Annotated in this window: 12 protein-coding genes, 1 tRNA gene and 1 rRNA gene; 7 read left to right on the plus strand and 7 right to left on the minus strand. The window is 73.1% G+C overall.

Annotated elements, in window-relative coordinates; genetic code table 11:
* Positions 1-32: 32 nt before the first annotated feature.
* Positions 33-149, plus strand: a 5S ribosomal RNA gene (rrf, locus tag ACWDLG_RS37080).
* A gap of 200 nt (positions 150-349) precedes the next feature.
* Positions 350-1,597: a trypsin-like peptidase domain-containing protein gene (locus ACWDLG_RS37085; protein WP_449929098.1), complete on the plus strand. Its 1,248-nt coding sequence runs from the start codon at positions 350-352 to the stop codon at positions 1,595-1,597.
* Positions 1,598-2,000: 403 nt separating this feature from the next.
* On the opposite strand, the gene ACWDLG_RS37090 is transcribed toward ACWDLG_RS37085, so the two are convergent.
* On the minus strand, positions 2,001-3,470 hold the full coding sequence (locus tag ACWDLG_RS37090; protein WP_449929100.1) for a phosphodiester glycosidase family protein: 1,470 nt from the start codon (positions 3,468-3,470) through the stop codon (positions 2,001-2,003).
* 209 nt (positions 3,471-3,679) lie between these two features.
* Between ACWDLG_RS37090 and ACWDLG_RS37095 the strand changes: the two genes are divergently transcribed.
* Positions 3,680-3,829 (plus strand): hypothetical protein, encoded by a 150-nt coding sequence (locus ACWDLG_RS37095; protein ID WP_354922942.1) that lies wholly within the window; start codon positions 3,680-3,682, stop codon positions 3,827-3,829.
* 180 nt (positions 3,830-4,009) lie between these two features.
* The gene (trpS, locus tag ACWDLG_RS37100) at positions 4,010-4,972 is read left to right on the plus strand and encodes a tryptophan--tRNA ligase (RefSeq protein WP_354922945.1); all 963 of its coding nucleotides are present in this window, start codon (positions 4,010-4,012) and stop codon (positions 4,970-4,972) included.
* Positions 4,973-4,975: 3 nt separating this feature from the next.
* Here trpS and ACWDLG_RS37105 read toward each other — a convergent pair whose 3' ends face one another.
* Together ACWDLG_RS37105 and ACWDLG_RS37110 are read right to left on the minus strand one after the other, a co-directional pair.
* Positions 4,976-5,293, minus strand: a complete 318-nt coding sequence (locus ACWDLG_RS37105; RefSeq protein WP_354922948.1) for a cupin domain-containing protein — start codon at positions 5,291-5,293, stop codon at positions 4,976-4,978.
* Positions 5,290-6,906 (minus strand): PucR family transcriptional regulator, encoded by a 1,617-nt coding sequence (locus ACWDLG_RS37110; RefSeq protein ID WP_449929103.1) that lies wholly within the window; start codon positions 6,904-6,906, stop codon positions 5,290-5,292. Before ACWDLG_RS37110 ends, ACWDLG_RS37105 begins: the two co-directional genes overlap by 4 nt.
* Before the next feature lie 440 nt (positions 6,907-7,346).
* Here ACWDLG_RS37110 and ACWDLG_RS37115 point away from each other — a divergent pair, with 440 nt between their 5' ends.
* Positions 7,347-7,814: a spore-associated protein A gene (locus ACWDLG_RS37115; protein WP_449929105.1), complete on the plus strand. Its 468-nt coding sequence runs from the start codon at positions 7,347-7,349 to the stop codon at positions 7,812-7,814.
* Positions 7,815-8,122: 308 nt separating this feature from the next.
* On the opposite strand, the gene ACWDLG_RS37120 is transcribed toward ACWDLG_RS37115, so the two are convergent.
* The 4 genes from ACWDLG_RS37120 to selD form a co-directional block, all read right to left on the minus strand.
* Positions 8,123-9,913, minus strand: coding sequence for a BTAD domain-containing putative transcriptional regulator (locus ACWDLG_RS37120; protein WP_449929107.1), 1,791 nt, complete (start codon positions 9,911-9,913; stop codon positions 8,123-8,125).
* Between the two features lie 121 nt (positions 9,914-10,034).
* Positions 10,035-10,466 (minus strand): rhodanese-like domain-containing protein, encoded by a 432-nt coding sequence (locus tag ACWDLG_RS37125; RefSeq protein ID WP_354922959.1) that lies wholly within the window; start codon positions 10,464-10,466, stop codon positions 10,035-10,037.
* 26 nt (positions 10,467-10,492) lie between these two features.
* A tRNA-Sec gene (locus ACWDLG_RS37130) sits at positions 10,493-10,588 on the minus strand.
* Positions 10,589-10,598: 10 nt separating this feature from the next.
* A complete protein-coding gene (gene selD / locus ACWDLG_RS37135; RefSeq protein ID WP_449929109.1) occupies positions 10,599-11,585 on the minus strand; it encodes a selenide, water dikinase SelD in 987 nt (328 codons plus the stop codon).
* 33 nt (positions 11,586-11,618) lie between these two features.
* Between selD and selA the strand changes: the two genes are divergently transcribed.
* Positions 11,619-12,905, plus strand: a complete 1,287-nt coding sequence (selA, locus tag ACWDLG_RS37140) for an L-seryl-tRNA(Sec) selenium transferase (protein ID WP_449929111.1) — start codon at positions 11,619-11,621, stop codon at positions 12,903-12,905.
* Entirely contained in the window at positions 12,896-14,794 is a 1,899-nt protein-coding gene (locus ACWDLG_RS37145) for a SelB domain-containing protein (RefSeq protein ID WP_449929113.1), read from the plus strand. The genes selA and ACWDLG_RS37145 overlap by 10 nt, the downstream gene beginning before the upstream one ends.
* Positions 14,795-14,808 lie beyond the last annotated feature (14 nt).

Raw genomic sequence — 14,808 nt, forward strand, 5'->3', positions numbered from 1 at the left:
CAATTCTGAGACAGCAAACGGTCTCTCAGGGTTGCGGCGGTTATGGCGGGAAGGAAACACCCGGTTACATTCCGAACCCGGAAGTTAAGCTTCTCAGCGCCGATGGTACTGCACTCGAAGGGGTGTGGGAGAGTAGGTCGCCGCCGCGCAATCTTTACAGAAAGGGCCATCCCGGTTGGGGTGGCCCTTTCTGCTTTTCCGGGCAGGTGTCGGCGTCGCCCCACGATGGAGGTTCGCAAGGCGGGCGAAACCGGGCTGAAAGCCGCTCGCCAGCGTCTCACCGCACCCTCCTCTCGAGAGCAACCGAGGGGCGGGACGAATGCGCACATCACTGGTAACAACGGCAGCCGTGGGGCTGGCACTGGTCGGCATGACCGCGCTGCAGGGAAGCGCGCTCGCCGAACCCGAACCCAGGGACGTCGCGGCCGGCACGAGGCTGACCGCGCAGACGAACCCGGCGGTCCAGCAGATCTCGATGTCCTACGTCGCGACGGTCGCGTTCCCCGAGCCGGTTCCGACGAAGGCCTTCGAGGCGCTCATGACGAAGGCCGAGCGGCACGCGAAGGCGGGCCGGATTCCCGCCGACCACCAGAGCCAGGTCAAATGGGTGCTCAGGACGGCGGCGCAGGACGTCGGCAGATACCTCCGGCCCGGCAAGGCCGTGCGGAAGGTCGCCGCGTCGGTCGACAGCGTCTGCACCGGCTGGTGGATCACGCCCGACGGCTACATGGTGACCGGCGCGCACTGTGTCAGCACCGGGAAGGCCGAGCTACGGCAGGGGTTCGCCGACAAGACGCTGCCTCCGGTCGTCAACGGTGAGGTGCGCGGCTTCCTCAAGAGCGTCTCCGGTCTCGCGCAGCCCGATGACGGAATGGCGAAGCTCGCCCGGAAGATGTTCACCGCCTACGAGCGCAACACGATGCGGGTACTGCGTGTCAGGAAACAGCTCAGCGTCACGATGCACGACGGCAGGGGCAGGATCACCGCGCAGCCGCTCAACCTGGTCACCAAGGGAGACGACTGGCCGGGTGAGGATTTCGCGCTGGTGAAGATGGCGGGGGCCCGCGCCCTGCCGACCGTGCCGCTGGGCCGCGACGGCGACGTCAGGGTGGGCGACTACGTCTACCTCAGCGGCTTCCCCGTCATCACGCTGGCCAGCGCGGCCCTGGACCGCCGGTCGAAGCTGTACCCGTCGGTGACCGAGGGCGCCTACAACGTCAGGCGCACCAGCGCGCGGGGCGTGCCGTACCTGCAGGTGCAGGCGCCGGCGTACCCGGGCAACTCGGGAGGTCCCGTGTTCGACAAGGACGGCCGGGTGGTCGGGATGACCATCGCGGTGGCGACGACGCTGGACGGGGAGCTCACCGAGGCCGCCACGTTCGTGCTGCCGGTGAGCGTCATCAAGAAGCGGTTGCGGGCCGCGGGGGTGACGCCCGTCGTCTCGGAGACGTCGCGGGTCTACAGCGCTGCGCTGGAGGACTACTTCGCCGGGCACTACGAGGAGGCGCTGGACGGCTTCCGCCGCGTCCGGAAGCTGTACCCGGCTCACCCCTACGTGGGGGCATTCATCACGGACGCGAAGAACGCCCGGCACTGACGGCCGAACGGCCCGCACCCCATCACGGAGGGCGGCCGGACCGGACGGAAGGCCCGCGCCCCCATCACGGAGGCGTGGGTCTTCCCATGGCCAGCAGGAGCCGGACAGCCTCCCGAGACAGCATGCGGTATCTCGACCGCGTGGATCTCCCGGTGCACGTGAGGACGCGGGCTCCGGTTGCCATGGGCCTCCGCACCGCACCGCACCGCCCGAGGACGCGGTCGGCGACCGTTCGGTCCCGGGTCACGGACGGGTGCGGGCTCGGGTCCCTGTGAACCTTCGCCCAGCCCCGCCCGAGGGCGCGGTCGGCGACCGTTCGATCCCGGGTCACGGAAGGACGCGGGCTGCGGCCAGGTGCGTCCTCCCGTGCCGCGGGGCGGTGCGGGAGCCGTCGTCCCGGGTGTTACGGGAGGATCAGGAGCGCGTCTCCGACCGGGCGTTCCCTGCCGTCCGACGGCTTGTTGACGACCTTGCCGCCCACCACCATCGCCGTGGACCCGCCGCCGTCGAGGTTGATCGCCTGGACGGCGCCCAGCCACTTCATCAGCTGCGCCGCCTCGATCATGTTCGCGCCGACCGTGATGCCCGGCTTGCGCCCGTCGACTGTGGCCAGGACCAGGCCGCCCGAGCGGGTGACGCCGGCAAGTGTGCGCGGGTGCCGGCGCAGGATCATGTTGACCGAGTCGTGGCCGTCGCGCTTGGCCGTGACCCTGATGCGGCCGTTGCGGATGAGGCCGACGCCGCCGCCGATGACGCTCACGTCAGGCGTGAGCACGATCCTGCGTCCGGTGCGCTCGTCGATCACCTGGGTGTCGACGGTGACCGTCCAGCTCTCCCACGCGTGTTCCCACAGCCAGTCGGCCGCGGTGCCCGTGCCGTGCAGGATCCGCGCCCCGGCCGGTACGGCACCGCCGGCCTGGCGCAGCGCGGTGACCTTGCCGGAGGCGTCGATGACGGCCTCGGCGCCGCCGTCGGCGGGGGTCTTGACGCCGTACTCCTCGGTGTAGAGGACCAGCTCGTTGGCGGCGGGCAGCCGGTTGACGCCGTTGACGTCGAGGCGTTGGCCGTCCTGGGAGACGGCCACGACGCTGGTCTTGAGCTCGGTGATGCGGGCCGTGCGCCCCTTGAGGATGAGGGCGGAGCGGCCGGGGACGGCTTCGCTGAGCAGGCGGCCGCGGACCACGGAGATGCCGACGGGCTCGCCGCGCAGGGCGGGAGAGGTGTGGATGTTGAAGAAGCCGCCGTTGACGGCGGCGATCGCCTTCTGCGCCTTGGCCATCGACGAGGTGGTCTCGCGCTTGGCGACGCTGGAGCCGAGGCTGGCGGAGTAGGAGCCGCGGAAGCCGCGCGGGTCGATGGTCAGGACCTGCATCTCCCACGGGCCGGTGGTCTTCACGCCGTCGTCGCCGAGGTAGTCGGCGCGGGCCTTGACGCCCGCGTCGGACAGCTCCTTGGCGGCCTTGTCGGCCTTGGCCTTGTCCTTGAAGGGCCACAGGCCCACGCGGACCATGTAGATCTCCTCCGCGGGGTCGTCGGACACCGCTGGCCTGATGACCTTCTGGACGCTGGCGGTCTGCCCGGCGGCTTCGACCTCGGCGGCCTTGGCTTCGGCGTTCTCGCGGGTGCCGTAGTCGCGGCCGTTCGGCATGAGCACGGTGACGGTGTAGCCGTCGCCTGCGGTGCCCGTCGAGACGCCGTACAGGTCGATGCCGCTGGTCACGGTCTTCTGCGTCTTCGTCGGAACGCCGCGTTCGCCGAGGGGGAACCTCGCCGAGGGGAAGGGCGCCGATACCTCCTGTGCGATGACGGGCACCGCGGAGGTGACCGTGAGAGCGGCGGCCACGGCCAGGCCGACGATGGCGCGTCGAGACATGAAAACTCCCCGTAGATCAAAGACAAGCCGGTCCATCCTGGCGAGATCAACTACGGGGAGGGGGCGAAACACGCGAATCAGTTGAAGACAGTTATCCAATTGACACGACAATGCCGGATTCGGCTGCGGAAAGTGACCACTCGGCGTTACCTTTCGGTAGGCCGCACATCAAGGTTTCGCGCGGCACACCATCCCGAGAGGCAGCCGACATGGGGCTGAGCATCCTCCTTGTGATCATCGCGAGCGTGGTGCTGGGGTTCGTCCTCGGCGCGTTCGTGGCGCGTCCCCGCCGGTGGGACCTGTACATCTGCGCGGACGAGACGATCCATGCCGCAGTGACGCGGGATCACCGCGGGTGACCGGACCGGGCGCAAGCCGTGCGGCACCTGGGGCCGGTACGGCTTGCGCCCTATAATGGGGTCATGACTATCAGCATGTGGTGGCGGCCGTTCGACGGCCACTGACCTCCGCATGCGCAAGGGCCGTCCTCGGGCGGCCTTTCGTGGTGTCTGGGGACGCTTTCTCAGAAAGGACCCAAAATGCACCACACCGTACTAACAGGTGACAGGCCGACCGGCGCGCTCCATCTCGGGCACTATTTCGGCACGCTGGCCAACCGGGTGAAGCTGCAGGACGTGCACGAGATGTTCGTGCTGGTCGCCGACTATCAGGTGATCACCGACAGGGACCTGCCGGGTGCGATCCAGGCCAACATCGACGATCTCCTTCTCGACTATCTCGCCGTCGGCCTCGACCCCCGCAAGGTGACGATCTTCCAGCACAGCGCCGTCCCCGAGCTGAACCAGCTGCTGTTGCCGTTCCTGTCGCTGGTCAGCATGGCGGAGCTGCAGCGGAACCCGACGGTGAAGGACGAGATCGCGCACAGCTCGCAGAGCGCGGTCAGCGGCCTGATGTTCACCTATCCCGTCCACCAGGCCGCCGACATCCTGTTCTGCAAGGGCACGCTCGTGCCCGTCGGCAAGGACCAGCTGCCCCACGTCGAGGTGACCAGGCTGGTCGCGCGCCGCTTCAACGAGCGCTACGGCCCGGTCTTTCCCGTGCCCGAGGCGATGATGGGCGCCGCGCCGCTGCTCAACGGCCTGGACGGCGGCAAGATGAGCAAGTCGAGAGGCAACGCGATCGCGCTGAAGGACACCGAGGACCAGACCGCGGCGCTGATCCGCGCGGCCCGCACCGACTCCGACCGCCACATCACCTACGACCCTGAGGGGCGCCCTGAGGTCGCCAACCTCCTGCGGCTGGCGGGCCTCTGCCTCGGCCGCGCCCCCGGCGAGATCGCCGAGGAGATCGGGTACGGCGGCGCGGCACAGCTGAAGCGGGTGCTGACCGAGGCGGTCAACGAGTTCCTCCGCCCGATCCGGGCACGCAGGAACGCCGTGGACGTGGCTGAGGCGCGCCAGGTGCTGGGCGAGGGGAACGCGCGTGCGAGGGAGCGGGCCGTCGAGACGCTGGAGGAGGTGCGGAAGGCGATGGGCTTCTAGCGGTCAGTGCGCCTGGTAGACCTTGCGCAGCGTCTCGTGGACGGTCCAGGTGGTCTTCGCCCCCTCGGGCAGGAGGCAGACGTCGCCTGGACCGACCTCGACGCTCTCGCCGCCCTCGACGTCGATCGTGGCCCGGCCCGACAGGACCACGAAGATCTCGTCGCGCTCCACGTCGGTCACCACGCCGGGGGTGATCTCCCAGATGCCGCGCCCCTCGTCCAGCTCGGCCACCGAGGTGACGGGCGTGCCGGAGACGATCTGCGCGGGGTCGAGCGGGTCGGGGTCGAGCGGGACGTCGGCGACGTGCATGACGCGGATCAACGGTTCTCCCTACGGAAGGATTCGAGGGCCAGCAGGGCCACGTGGAGCGATAGGCACGACTCGACGTCGTCCAGGTCGGTGTCGAGGATGCGCTCCAGGCGGCGCAACCGGTCGTAGAAGGCCGGGCGCGACAGGTGCGCCTTCTGGGCGGCGACCGCCTTGTTGCGGCCGGCGTCCAGGTAGATGCGCAGGATCCGGGTGAGGTCGCCGCCGCGCTGGGCGTCGTGCGCCAGCAGCGGGCCGAGCTCGCGCTCGGCGAACGTCTGGATCCTCGCGTCGTCGCGCAGCAGGTGGAGCAGGCCGCGCAGGCGCAGGTCGGGCAGGCGGTAGTAGGCCCGGCCGTCCGGCTGGCGGACCGCCACGTCGGCGACCTGCTCGGCCTCGAGGAAGCTGCGCCGTACGTCGCGGATGGACTCCACCGCCGAGCCCGCGGCGAGCACGAACGCCGAGCCCGGCTTCCACAGGGCGCGCAGCCGCTCGGCGAGCGCGGTCAGGGCGGGCTCGACCGCCGTGCGGGGCGGCAGCGGAAGCAGCACGCCGACGCGGTCCTGGTCGAGCGCGCCCACGAGCGCGGGCAGCTTGGCGTCGCGGCAGACGGCCGCGGTGGCCTCGGCCAGCTCGCCGAGCTGCGCCTGGCCGTCGATCGCCTGGTCGAAGGGCTCGACGAGGCGCAGGACGACACTGACGAGCTTGCGTCCGGTGAGCGGCACGCCGACCGCGCGGGCGCGGGCGGCGGCCTCCTCGGGGTCGGCGTAGGCGTGGGTGAGGATGCCGGTGATGATCGTGCCGTGCGCCTGCCGTTCGAGGGACTCCTGATGGCGTTCCAGTAACCTGCCCAGCGCCAGGGTGGTGGCGGCGCGCTCGGCCAGCACCATCTCGCGCGGGCCCGGCTGCGCGTCACAGATGAGGATGAGCCGTCCCCAGTCCTGCCCGCGGGCGCCGACCGTGGTCACCAGCCAGCCGGCGGCGGGGTCGTAGGCGGTGCGGTCCTGCGGGGAGACCGCGCGTGACCTGGTCTCCCAGCCGGCCAGCAGCGCGCCCGTGTCGCGGCCCGCCGACTCGCAGGCCAGCACCTGGTGGGCGAGGTTCTCCAGCAGCACCGGCCGGCCGGACAGCCTGGCCACCTGGGCCAGGACCTCGGCGGGCGAGGCGCCCTCGACCGACAGCTCGGTGAAGACCTCGTGCAGCTGCTCGGAGGCGCGCAGCTCCTCCAGCTGAATGTCGATGATCCTGGCGTGCACCGACTCGGTGATCTGCACGAACGGCGTCTCGCGGGCCAGCACGATCAAGGGGAAACCGTGGTCCTCGGCCGCCTTGACCACCGCGCGGGGCAGCTCGCGCACGAACCTGCGGCCCAGCTCCACGACCAGGCCCGCCGCGCCGACCGCGGACAGCTCGCCGATGTAGGCGGCCAGCTTCTCGGGGTCCTCGGGCAGGGCGACCCCCGTGGTGAGGACCAGCTCGCCGCCACGCAACAGGTGTGCGATGTCGGCGATCTCGCCGACGTGCACCCACCGCACCTTGCTGTCGAGCCGGTCCGCGCCCGCGACCACGCGGGGGTTGCCCCTGCGAACGGTCTCCAGGGCCAGGACGTCGGCGATTGTGGGCAGCACGCGTGGAGCTTATCCGATCAGGATGTAATTGAGGGCATTCACCCGCTTACAGCCTGTCGATGATTTGTCGATGAATATCGTGATCGAGGAGCGCTGTCCACGAGGGGTTCGACGTCCCCAGGTCCACCGTCTGTGCGGCGACCACCACGATGAGCACCCAGGAGGTCCCCGGCCATCGGGACGGCCTGCCCGTCCGGCCCCGGCCGGTCGTACGGTCCCGGCTACCTCTGGCCACAACGCCTGCCGTACCGGCCGGGCGGCAGGAGCCGGGCAAGGAAAGTGCGCCCTCGTCGGCTTTCTGTGCCATTTCCGGTGCCTGTCCATGTCGGTCGATGCGCCGATCGTCCGGTTCGGGGATCTTGACCCGTCCCGGTGCCGCGCAAGATCGTCAACGGCGACGGCCGACACGCGGCCACCGTCCCGGAAGGTGCGTGAACCCCATGCCCAGAATCTCGCGAGTCCTGGCGCCCGCGGCGCTGGCCGCGTTGCTGCTGCACACCGCCCCCGCCGCCGCCGACACCGCGCCCGCCGGCCAGTCCTCCGCCGGCGTCGTCGCCGCGGCGACGCCCGAGAGCGTGTGCGGCACCGGCTACCGGATCATCGACTCGATCCCGATCTCCACCCCCAGGCTCTGGGCGACGGTCTACCTGCTCTACAACGGCGGCAACGGCTACAACTGCGTGGTCACCTGGAAGAACGCCAACGTGGGCGTGCGCACCTACACCGAGGCGCGGATCCAGGTACAGGGGTCGAGCACCATCTACCGCAACGGCGGCGACTTCACCACCTACGCGGGCCCGGTCCGGGTCCAGGCGGCGGGCAAGTGCGTCCAGTTCGGCGGTGTCGCCTCCGACGCGCCCGGCGGCCAGCGCTTCCAGTCGCTGAGCCCGTGGGGCCACTGCGGCTGACCGATCCGGGCTCGCCGGTAGAGGCGCTGATCGACGGGCCTCGCCCGCACCCGGGCATCGGGCGGATGATCGCCCGCCGTGAGCGCGGCGAGGCCGCCGCCCGCGCGAGGGCGAGCGGCCACCTCCCTGGTGCCGCCGCGCTCTCGCGTGGGATGGTGGCCTCCGGGTCCGGGTGCCGTCGCGACTCTCCCGTGGGGTGGTGGCCTCCGGGTCCGGGTGCCGTCGCGTTCTCGCGTGCTCGGCACCTCCCGGTCCGGGTCGTCGCACCCTCATCACGCAGAGCGGCGGGCGCCGCGCGGCGGCGGCGCTCACCGGGCGCGGGCGGGCAGGCGCGCCATCGAGAGCCTGCCGATCTTCTGCCGGTAGCGGCGCAGCACCATCGCGCGCACGGGAACGAGCAGCCGGTAGCGGCGGCCAGTGGCGCTCTCGAACGGCAGCACGCAGCCACGGTCCACCAGCGCGGCCAGCACCCCCGGCACGCTCGCGGCGTCCAGCGGCGGTTCGGCGCACTCGCCCATCGCGCAGGGGAGCCCGAAGTCGCCGGGAAAGGCGGCCACCCTGAGCAGCAGCACCCGTTGCAGGCTCGACAGTCCCTGCCAGAGCTGGTCGAGCCCTTCGGCGAAGCGGGCCGCGGCCGGGTTCACGTCGTCGATGAGCGCGCCCAGGTCGTGCTCGGCCTGCTCGGCCAGCACCCGCAGCGGAAAGGCGCGCGTCAGCGAGGCCAGGCTCTCGATGACGGCGGGCACCCCGTCGGCCAGCGCGCCCAGCCGACGCAGCCACGGCAGGTCGTCGGGGCCGAAGTCCAGTCCCGGTACGGCCTCGGCGGCCCTGGCCCGCAGCAGTCGCTCGGCCGCCTCGGCCTCCAGCGGCCCCAGGCTCCAGATGACCTCACCCGACACGCCGAGGGGCCGTCGCGCCGTGACCAGGACGGTGAGGTCGGGTCTGGCCGCCGTCAGCCGCTCGACGGCGGCGCGCACCTCACCCATCCGCTCGTCGCAGCCGTCGGCGACGAGCAGCGCGGGCCCCGCGCCAGGGGGCGGTGCCAGCGGCTCGTGCGGCCGTGCGAGCCGTACGCCGCAGGGAAAGTGACCGGACACCCGCACGGCCAGCTCCGCGCACAGCCGTGACTTGCCGATCCCCGGCGGGCCGATCACGGTGACCAGCCGCCGCCGGCGTACGAGGGCGGCCAGCCCCGTGTGGTCGCGCTCCCTGCCGACGAGCCGGGCCCGTGCCCCTGGGCCCTGATCCTCGTCCTCCCCGTGTCCCCCGCTGTCCCCGTGGTCCCCGCGGTCCCCGTCTTCTCTGTGGTGCCCGTCCGCCGGGCGGGCGGTCTCACCCGTGCCGCCGCTCCTGCCCTGGGTCCCGTCCGGCGGGTCGCTTCCGGTGAGGGCGCGCAGGTGGGACTGGCGTAACAGCGTGCCGGGCTCGATGCCGAGCTCCACCGCCAGGCGCCGCCTGATCCGGTCGAACGTCACCGCCGCGGCCCCCTGCTGTCCGGTGGCGACCAGCCCGTCGATCAGGATCGCGTGCGCCTCCTCGTCCAGCGAGTCGGCCCGGCACAGCCGTTCCACCAGGTCGATGGCCAGCTGTGGCCGCCCCTCGTCGAGCGCCGTCCTGGCCGCGCGCCTGGTGACGGTGTCCTGCTCGGCCAGCAACGACTCGATGATGCGGCTGTCGGCGCGCCGTTCGGGAACGTTGGCGAAGGGGCGCCCGCGCCACAGCGCGAGTGCGGCCGTGAGCGTCTCGCTCGTCGCGTCCGTCCTGGCGACCTCGTGGCGGAACACCTCCAGATCGGTGCGTCCGCCGTCCAGGTCGAGGTGGTAACCGTCCGAGCCGGTGACCACACGCAGCCGGGTCTCGCCCGACGCGCTCAGCCAGGCGCGCAGCCTGCAGACGGCCAGATGGAGGGCGCCCTTGGGGTCGCGGGGCGGCTGGTCCTGCCACACGACCCTGATGATCTCGGCCGACGGCACCGGCGTTCCCGCCGAGACTGCCAGCAGGCCGAGCAACGCCCGCAGCAACGGGGCGGACGGCGTGAGCACCACGTCGTCGCGGATCAGTCCGGCGGCCCCCAGCACGCCGACCGATGCGTGGTTCATTCCGGTCCGACTTCGCGAACCTGATCAACGTTCATGTCGCTGATCGTGGGACAGGGTGCTTTCCTCGACCTTTCCTCGGCCTTTCGCCCCGCGCCGGGCGGTGGCCGTCTGTGCTCGCGGCTCACCGGACCGGCACCGGGCCCTCGCCGGGGCCCCTCGGCCTGACCGGCACGACGGGGCGGCGGACCGGCAGTCCCGCCTCGATCCACGCCTGGAAGCCCCCGATCACGTCGGTGGCCAGGGACAACCCGATCTCGCGCAGGCTCGCGGCGGCGAGGGTGGAGGAGTAGCCCTCGTCGCACAGCACGATCCACCGCAGGCCGGGTAAGGCGGCCTCGGGGATGCGGGCCGCGCTTCGCGGGTCGAGCCGCCACTCCAGGTGGTTGCGCTCGATCACGATGGCGCCCGGAGCCTCGCCGTCCCTGCGCCGCTGCCACTCGGGACGGGTGTCGGCGAGCAGGCCGTCGCCGGCGCGGGTCAACGCCCATGCCTGCTCGGGGGTCAGCCGCGCAAGCCCGGTACGGGCACGCAGCAGCAGATCGTCGATGCTCACGACGCTCCACAGGAAGGGGGAGGGGTTGGCGGAGGCGGACGGGAATCGAACCCGCCGCGCCGAGATACTCGGCGCCACCGGTTTTGAAGACCGGGAGGGCCACCAGGCACCTGGTCGCCTCCACTCAGCACCCTAGCGGATCATGATCGTGGCGTCGCCCGCCTCCACCAATTCGCCGATCACCGGGGCGCCCGGGATCTCTCCCGCGACCAGCAGCCCGCCGGAGGTCTGCGCGTCGGCCAGCAGCAACAGCGTCTCCTCCGCGGCCGTGCCCGCGTCGAGACGCGGGGCCACCCACTCCAGGTTGCGCCGCGACCCGCCCGGCACGTACCCGTCGCGGACCGCCTCCCGCGCGCCCGCCAGCACCGGTACGGCGGCGGCGTCGACGACCGCGCTCAGCCCCGACGCCCTGGCCATCTTGAACAGGTGCCCCAGCAGCCCGAACCCCGTCACGTCGGTGGCGCAGGTGACGCCCGCGTCGAGCGCCGCCCGCGAGGCCTCGGCGTTGAGCGTCGTCATGATCTCGACCGCCTCGGCGAACACCTCGCCCGTGGCCTTGTGCCGGTTGTTGAGCACGCCGAGGCCGAGCGGCTTGGTCAGCGACAGCGGCGCGCCGGCCTTGCCCGCGTCGTTGCGCATCAGCCGGTCGGGGTCGGCCAGCCCGGTCACGGCCATGCCGTACTTGGGCTCGACGTCGGTCACGCTGTGCCCGCCCGCCAGATGGCAGCCGGCCCGCGCGGCGACCTCCGCACCGCCGCGCAGCACCTCCCTGGCCAGCTCGTACGGCAGGCGCTCGCGCGGCCAGCACAGCAGGTTGAGCGCCACCACGGGCCGCCCGCCCATGGCGTACACGTCCGAGAGCGCGTTGGCCGCCGCGATCCGCCCCCAGTCGTAGGGGTCGTCGACCACGGGGGTGAAGAAGTCGGCGGTGCTCACGACCGCCGTGCCGCCCTCGATCCTGACGACCGCGGCGTCGTCGCCGGTCTCCAGGCCGACGACCAGTTCGCCGAGCGGATCGGTGGGCGTCACGCCGAACCCGGTCAGCACCTCCTCCAGCTCACCGGCCGGGATCTTGCACGCACAGCCACCGCCCTGGGCGAATTGCGTCAATCTCACCATGATCAGACTCTAGAGGCATCTATCTTGATCGACATGACCGATCCGCGGCGATTCATCCCACGAACGGATGCCGTGCTCGCCGACCCTCGGCTCCATGAGGCCACGGTACGGCTGGGCCGTACCCGGGTGAAAGCCGCCGTCGCCGAGGCGCAGCGGCGCGCCAGGCAAGGTGACATCGCGCCCGGCGAGGTGGTGGCGGCGGTCCTCGACGAGCTGAGCGGGTCGGGTCCGCGCAGGGTCGTCAACGCCACCGGCGTGCTCCTGCACACCAACCTCGGCAGGGCGCCGCTGTCACCGGCGGCGATCGAGGCCGTGCGGGCCGCCGCCGGCACCACCGACGTGGAGCTGGACCTGGCCACCGGACGCAGGGGACGGCGGGGCAGGGGCGCCTTGGCGGCGCTGGCCAGGGCGGTCCCCGAGGCCGGGGCCGTGCACGTGGTCAACAACAACGCCGCGGCGCTCGTGCTGGCGGCCACGGCGCTGGCCCAGGGGCGCGAGATCGTGGTCAGCAGGGGTGAGCTCGTCGAGATCGGCGACGGTTTCCGGCTGCCCGACCTGCTCGCCTCGACCGGGGCGCGGCTGCGCGAGGTGGGCACCACCAACAGGACGCGCGTCGCCGACTACGCCGACGCCGTCGGCCCCGACACCGGGTTCGTGCTGAAGGTGCACCCGTCCAACTACCGCATCGAGGGTTTCACGGCGACACCGGAGATCGCCGAGCTGGCCGGGCTCGGCGTGCCGCTGGTCGCCGACGCGGGGTCCGGGCTGCTGCGGCCCGAGCCCGCGCTGCCCGGCGAGCCCGACGCGGCCACCTGGCTCGCGCAGGGCGCCGACCTGGTCACCGCCAGCGGCGACAAGCTGCTCGGCGGCCCGCAGTGCGGCCTGCTGCTGGGCCGGGCCGACCTGATCGACCGGCTGCGCCGCCACCCGCTGGCCCGCGCGCTGCGGGTGGACAAGCTCACGCTCGCCGCGCTCGAGGCCACGGTCGAGGGGCCGCCGCCGCCGACGGCGCTGGCCCTGCACGCCGACCCCGCCGACCTGCTGGCCAGGGCCACGACGCTCGCCGTACGGCTGGCCGGCAAGGGGCTGGCGGCCGAGGCCGTGACCAGCGTGGCCCGCGTCGGCGGCGGCGGCGCGCCCGGCGTCGAGCTGCCGAGCGCCGCCGTCGCCCTGGACGAGTGGCTCGCCGAGCCGCTGCGGCTGGGCGAGCCGCCCGTCCTCGGCCGCGTCGAGCGCGGGCGCTGCCTGCTCGACCTGCGGGCGCTGGCCCCTGACGACGACCGGATCCTGTTCGACGCGGTGGTGGACGCATGCGGGTGATCGCCACCGCGGGACACGTCGACCACGGCAAGTCCACGCTGCTGCGCGCGTTGACCGGGATGGAGCCCGACCGCTGGGAGGAGGAGCGCCGGCGCGGGCTGACCATCGACCTCGGTTTCGTGTGGACCGGCGACCTCGCCTTCGTCGACGTGCCGGGCCACGAGCGCTTCCTGACCAACATGCTGGCAGGCGTGGGCCCGGTGCCCGCCGTGCTGTTCGTCGTGGCGGCCGACGAGGGCTGGCGGGTGCAGTCGCAGGAGCACCTCGACGCCGTCACCGCGCTGGGCATCGCGCACGGGGTGCTCGCGATCACCAGGGCTGACCTGGCCGACCCGGCGGCGGCGCTGGCCGAGGCGCGGGCCGGCCTCGAGGGCACCACGCTGGAGGGCGTCCCGGCGGTGGCCGTCAGCGCCCGCACCGGCGCGGGCATGCCGGAGCTGCGCGCCGCCCTCGCGGCGTTGGCGGCGGCGCTGCCCGACCCTGATCCGGCGTCCGACGTGCGGCTGTGGATCGACCGGGTGTTCACGATCTCGGGACGGGGCACCGTCGTCACCGGCACGCTCGGCGCGGGCCGGCTGGCGACCGGCGACACCCTGCGGGCCGGCGGCCGGACCCTGCGGGTGCGCGGCCTGCACAGCCTCGGGCAGGCGTGCGACGAGATCGCCGGGCCCGCCCGCGTGGCGGTCAACGTGCGCGGCGCCGCCGCCGACGGTCTGCGGCGCGGCGACGTGCTGGTCACGCCGGGCCGCTGGCTGCCCACCGCGGTCCTGGACGTACGGCTGACGCCGCCGGGGGACACGCCGCGACGACCGCCCCGCCAGGCGGTGTGGCACATCGGATCGGCCGGCGTGCCGGCCACCGTCAGACGGCTGGGGGACGACACGGCCAGGATCGTCCTGGCGCAGTCGCTGCCGCTGCGGATCGGTGACCGGGCCCTGCTGCGCGACCCCGGCAGCCGCCACCTGTGGGGGGCCACGGTCCTCGACGTCCGGCCGCCGGAGCTGCGGCGCCGCGGCGCGGCCGGACAGCGGGCGGCCGAGCTCGCGGCCATGGACGGCCGCGCCGACCTCGCCGCCGAGTTGGCCAGGCGCGCTCTGGCCCGGCGTGACGACCTGGCCGCCATGGGCGTGCCCGGCACCGGCACCCACGGCATCGGCACCGGCACCCACGGCATCGGCACCGGCACCCACGGCATCGGCACCGGCACCGGCACCCCCGGCACCCCCGCCGACGGCGCCCCCCGCACCGGCACTTCCGGCGCCGACGACCCCGGCGGGGCGGTGGTCGTGGGTGAGTGGCTGGTGGACCCCGCCGCGTGGGCGGCCTGGCGGGACCGGCTGGCCGGGCTCGTCGAGGCGCGGGCCGCGCGCGATCCGCTGGACCCGGGGCTGCCCGTGGAGGCGGCCCGGCAGGCCCTCGGGCTGCCCGACAGGGCGCTGGTGGACGCGCTCGCCGCGCCCCTGCGGCTGAAGAGGGAACGGGGACGGCTGCTGCCGCCGACGGCGGCGCTCCCACCCGCCACCGAGCGGGCGGTCCGCGCGCTGGAGGCCGGCTGGGCGGCCGAGCCCTTCGCCGCTCCCGACAGCGACCGGCTGGCCGCCCTCGGCCTGGACGCCCGCGCTCTGGCCGCGGCCGAGGCCGCCGGGCGGCTCACGCGCCTGGCGCCGGGCGTCGTCCTGCCGCCCGACGCCGCCGGACGGGCGGTCGCCGTACTCGCCACCCTGCCCCGCACGTTCACCACGGCGCAGGCCAGGCAGGCGCTCGGCACCTCCCGCCGCGTCGCGATCCCGTTGCTGGAGAGCCTCGACGCGGCGGGGGTCACCCGTAGGGCGTCGGACGGCGAGCGGGAACTCGTGCGGTCCGCACGGCGGCCGGAGGTCGCCGGCTGACCGGTTCGGGCCGC

Source organism: Nonomuraea sp. NPDC003727, assembly GCF_053586935.1.

Bases quoted from the DNA above. Each gene is read 5' to 3' on its own strand.
- ACWDLG_RS37115 (WP_449929105.1), top strand. From the start codon at position 7,347: ATGCCCAGAATCTCGCGAGTCCTGGCGCCCGCGGCGCTGGCCGCGTTG.
- ACWDLG_RS37120 (WP_449929107.1), bottom strand. From the start codon at position 9,913: ATGAACCACGCATCGGTCGGCGTGCTGGGGGCCGCCGGACTGATCCGC.
- ACWDLG_RS37090 (WP_449929100.1), bottom strand. From the start codon at position 3,470: ATGTCTCGACGCGCCATCGTCGGCCTGGCCGTGGCCGCCGCTCTCACG.
- selA (WP_449929111.1), top strand. From the start codon at position 11,619: ATGACCGATCCGCGGCGATTCATCCCACGAACGGATGCCGTGCTCGCC.
- ACWDLG_RS37145 (WP_449929113.1), top strand. From the start codon at position 12,896: ATGCGGGTGATCGCCACCGCGGGACACGTCGACCACGGCAAGTCCACG.
- selD (WP_449929109.1), bottom strand. From the start codon at position 11,585: ATGGTGAGATTGACGCAATTCGCCCAGGGCGGTGGCTGTGCGTGCAAG.
- ACWDLG_RS37095 (WP_354922942.1), top strand. From the start codon at position 3,680: ATGGGGCTGAGCATCCTCCTTGTGATCATCGCGAGCGTGGTGCTGGGG.
- trpS (WP_354922945.1), top strand. From the start codon at position 4,010: ATGCACCACACCGTACTAACAGGTGACAGGCCGACCGGCGCGCTCCAT.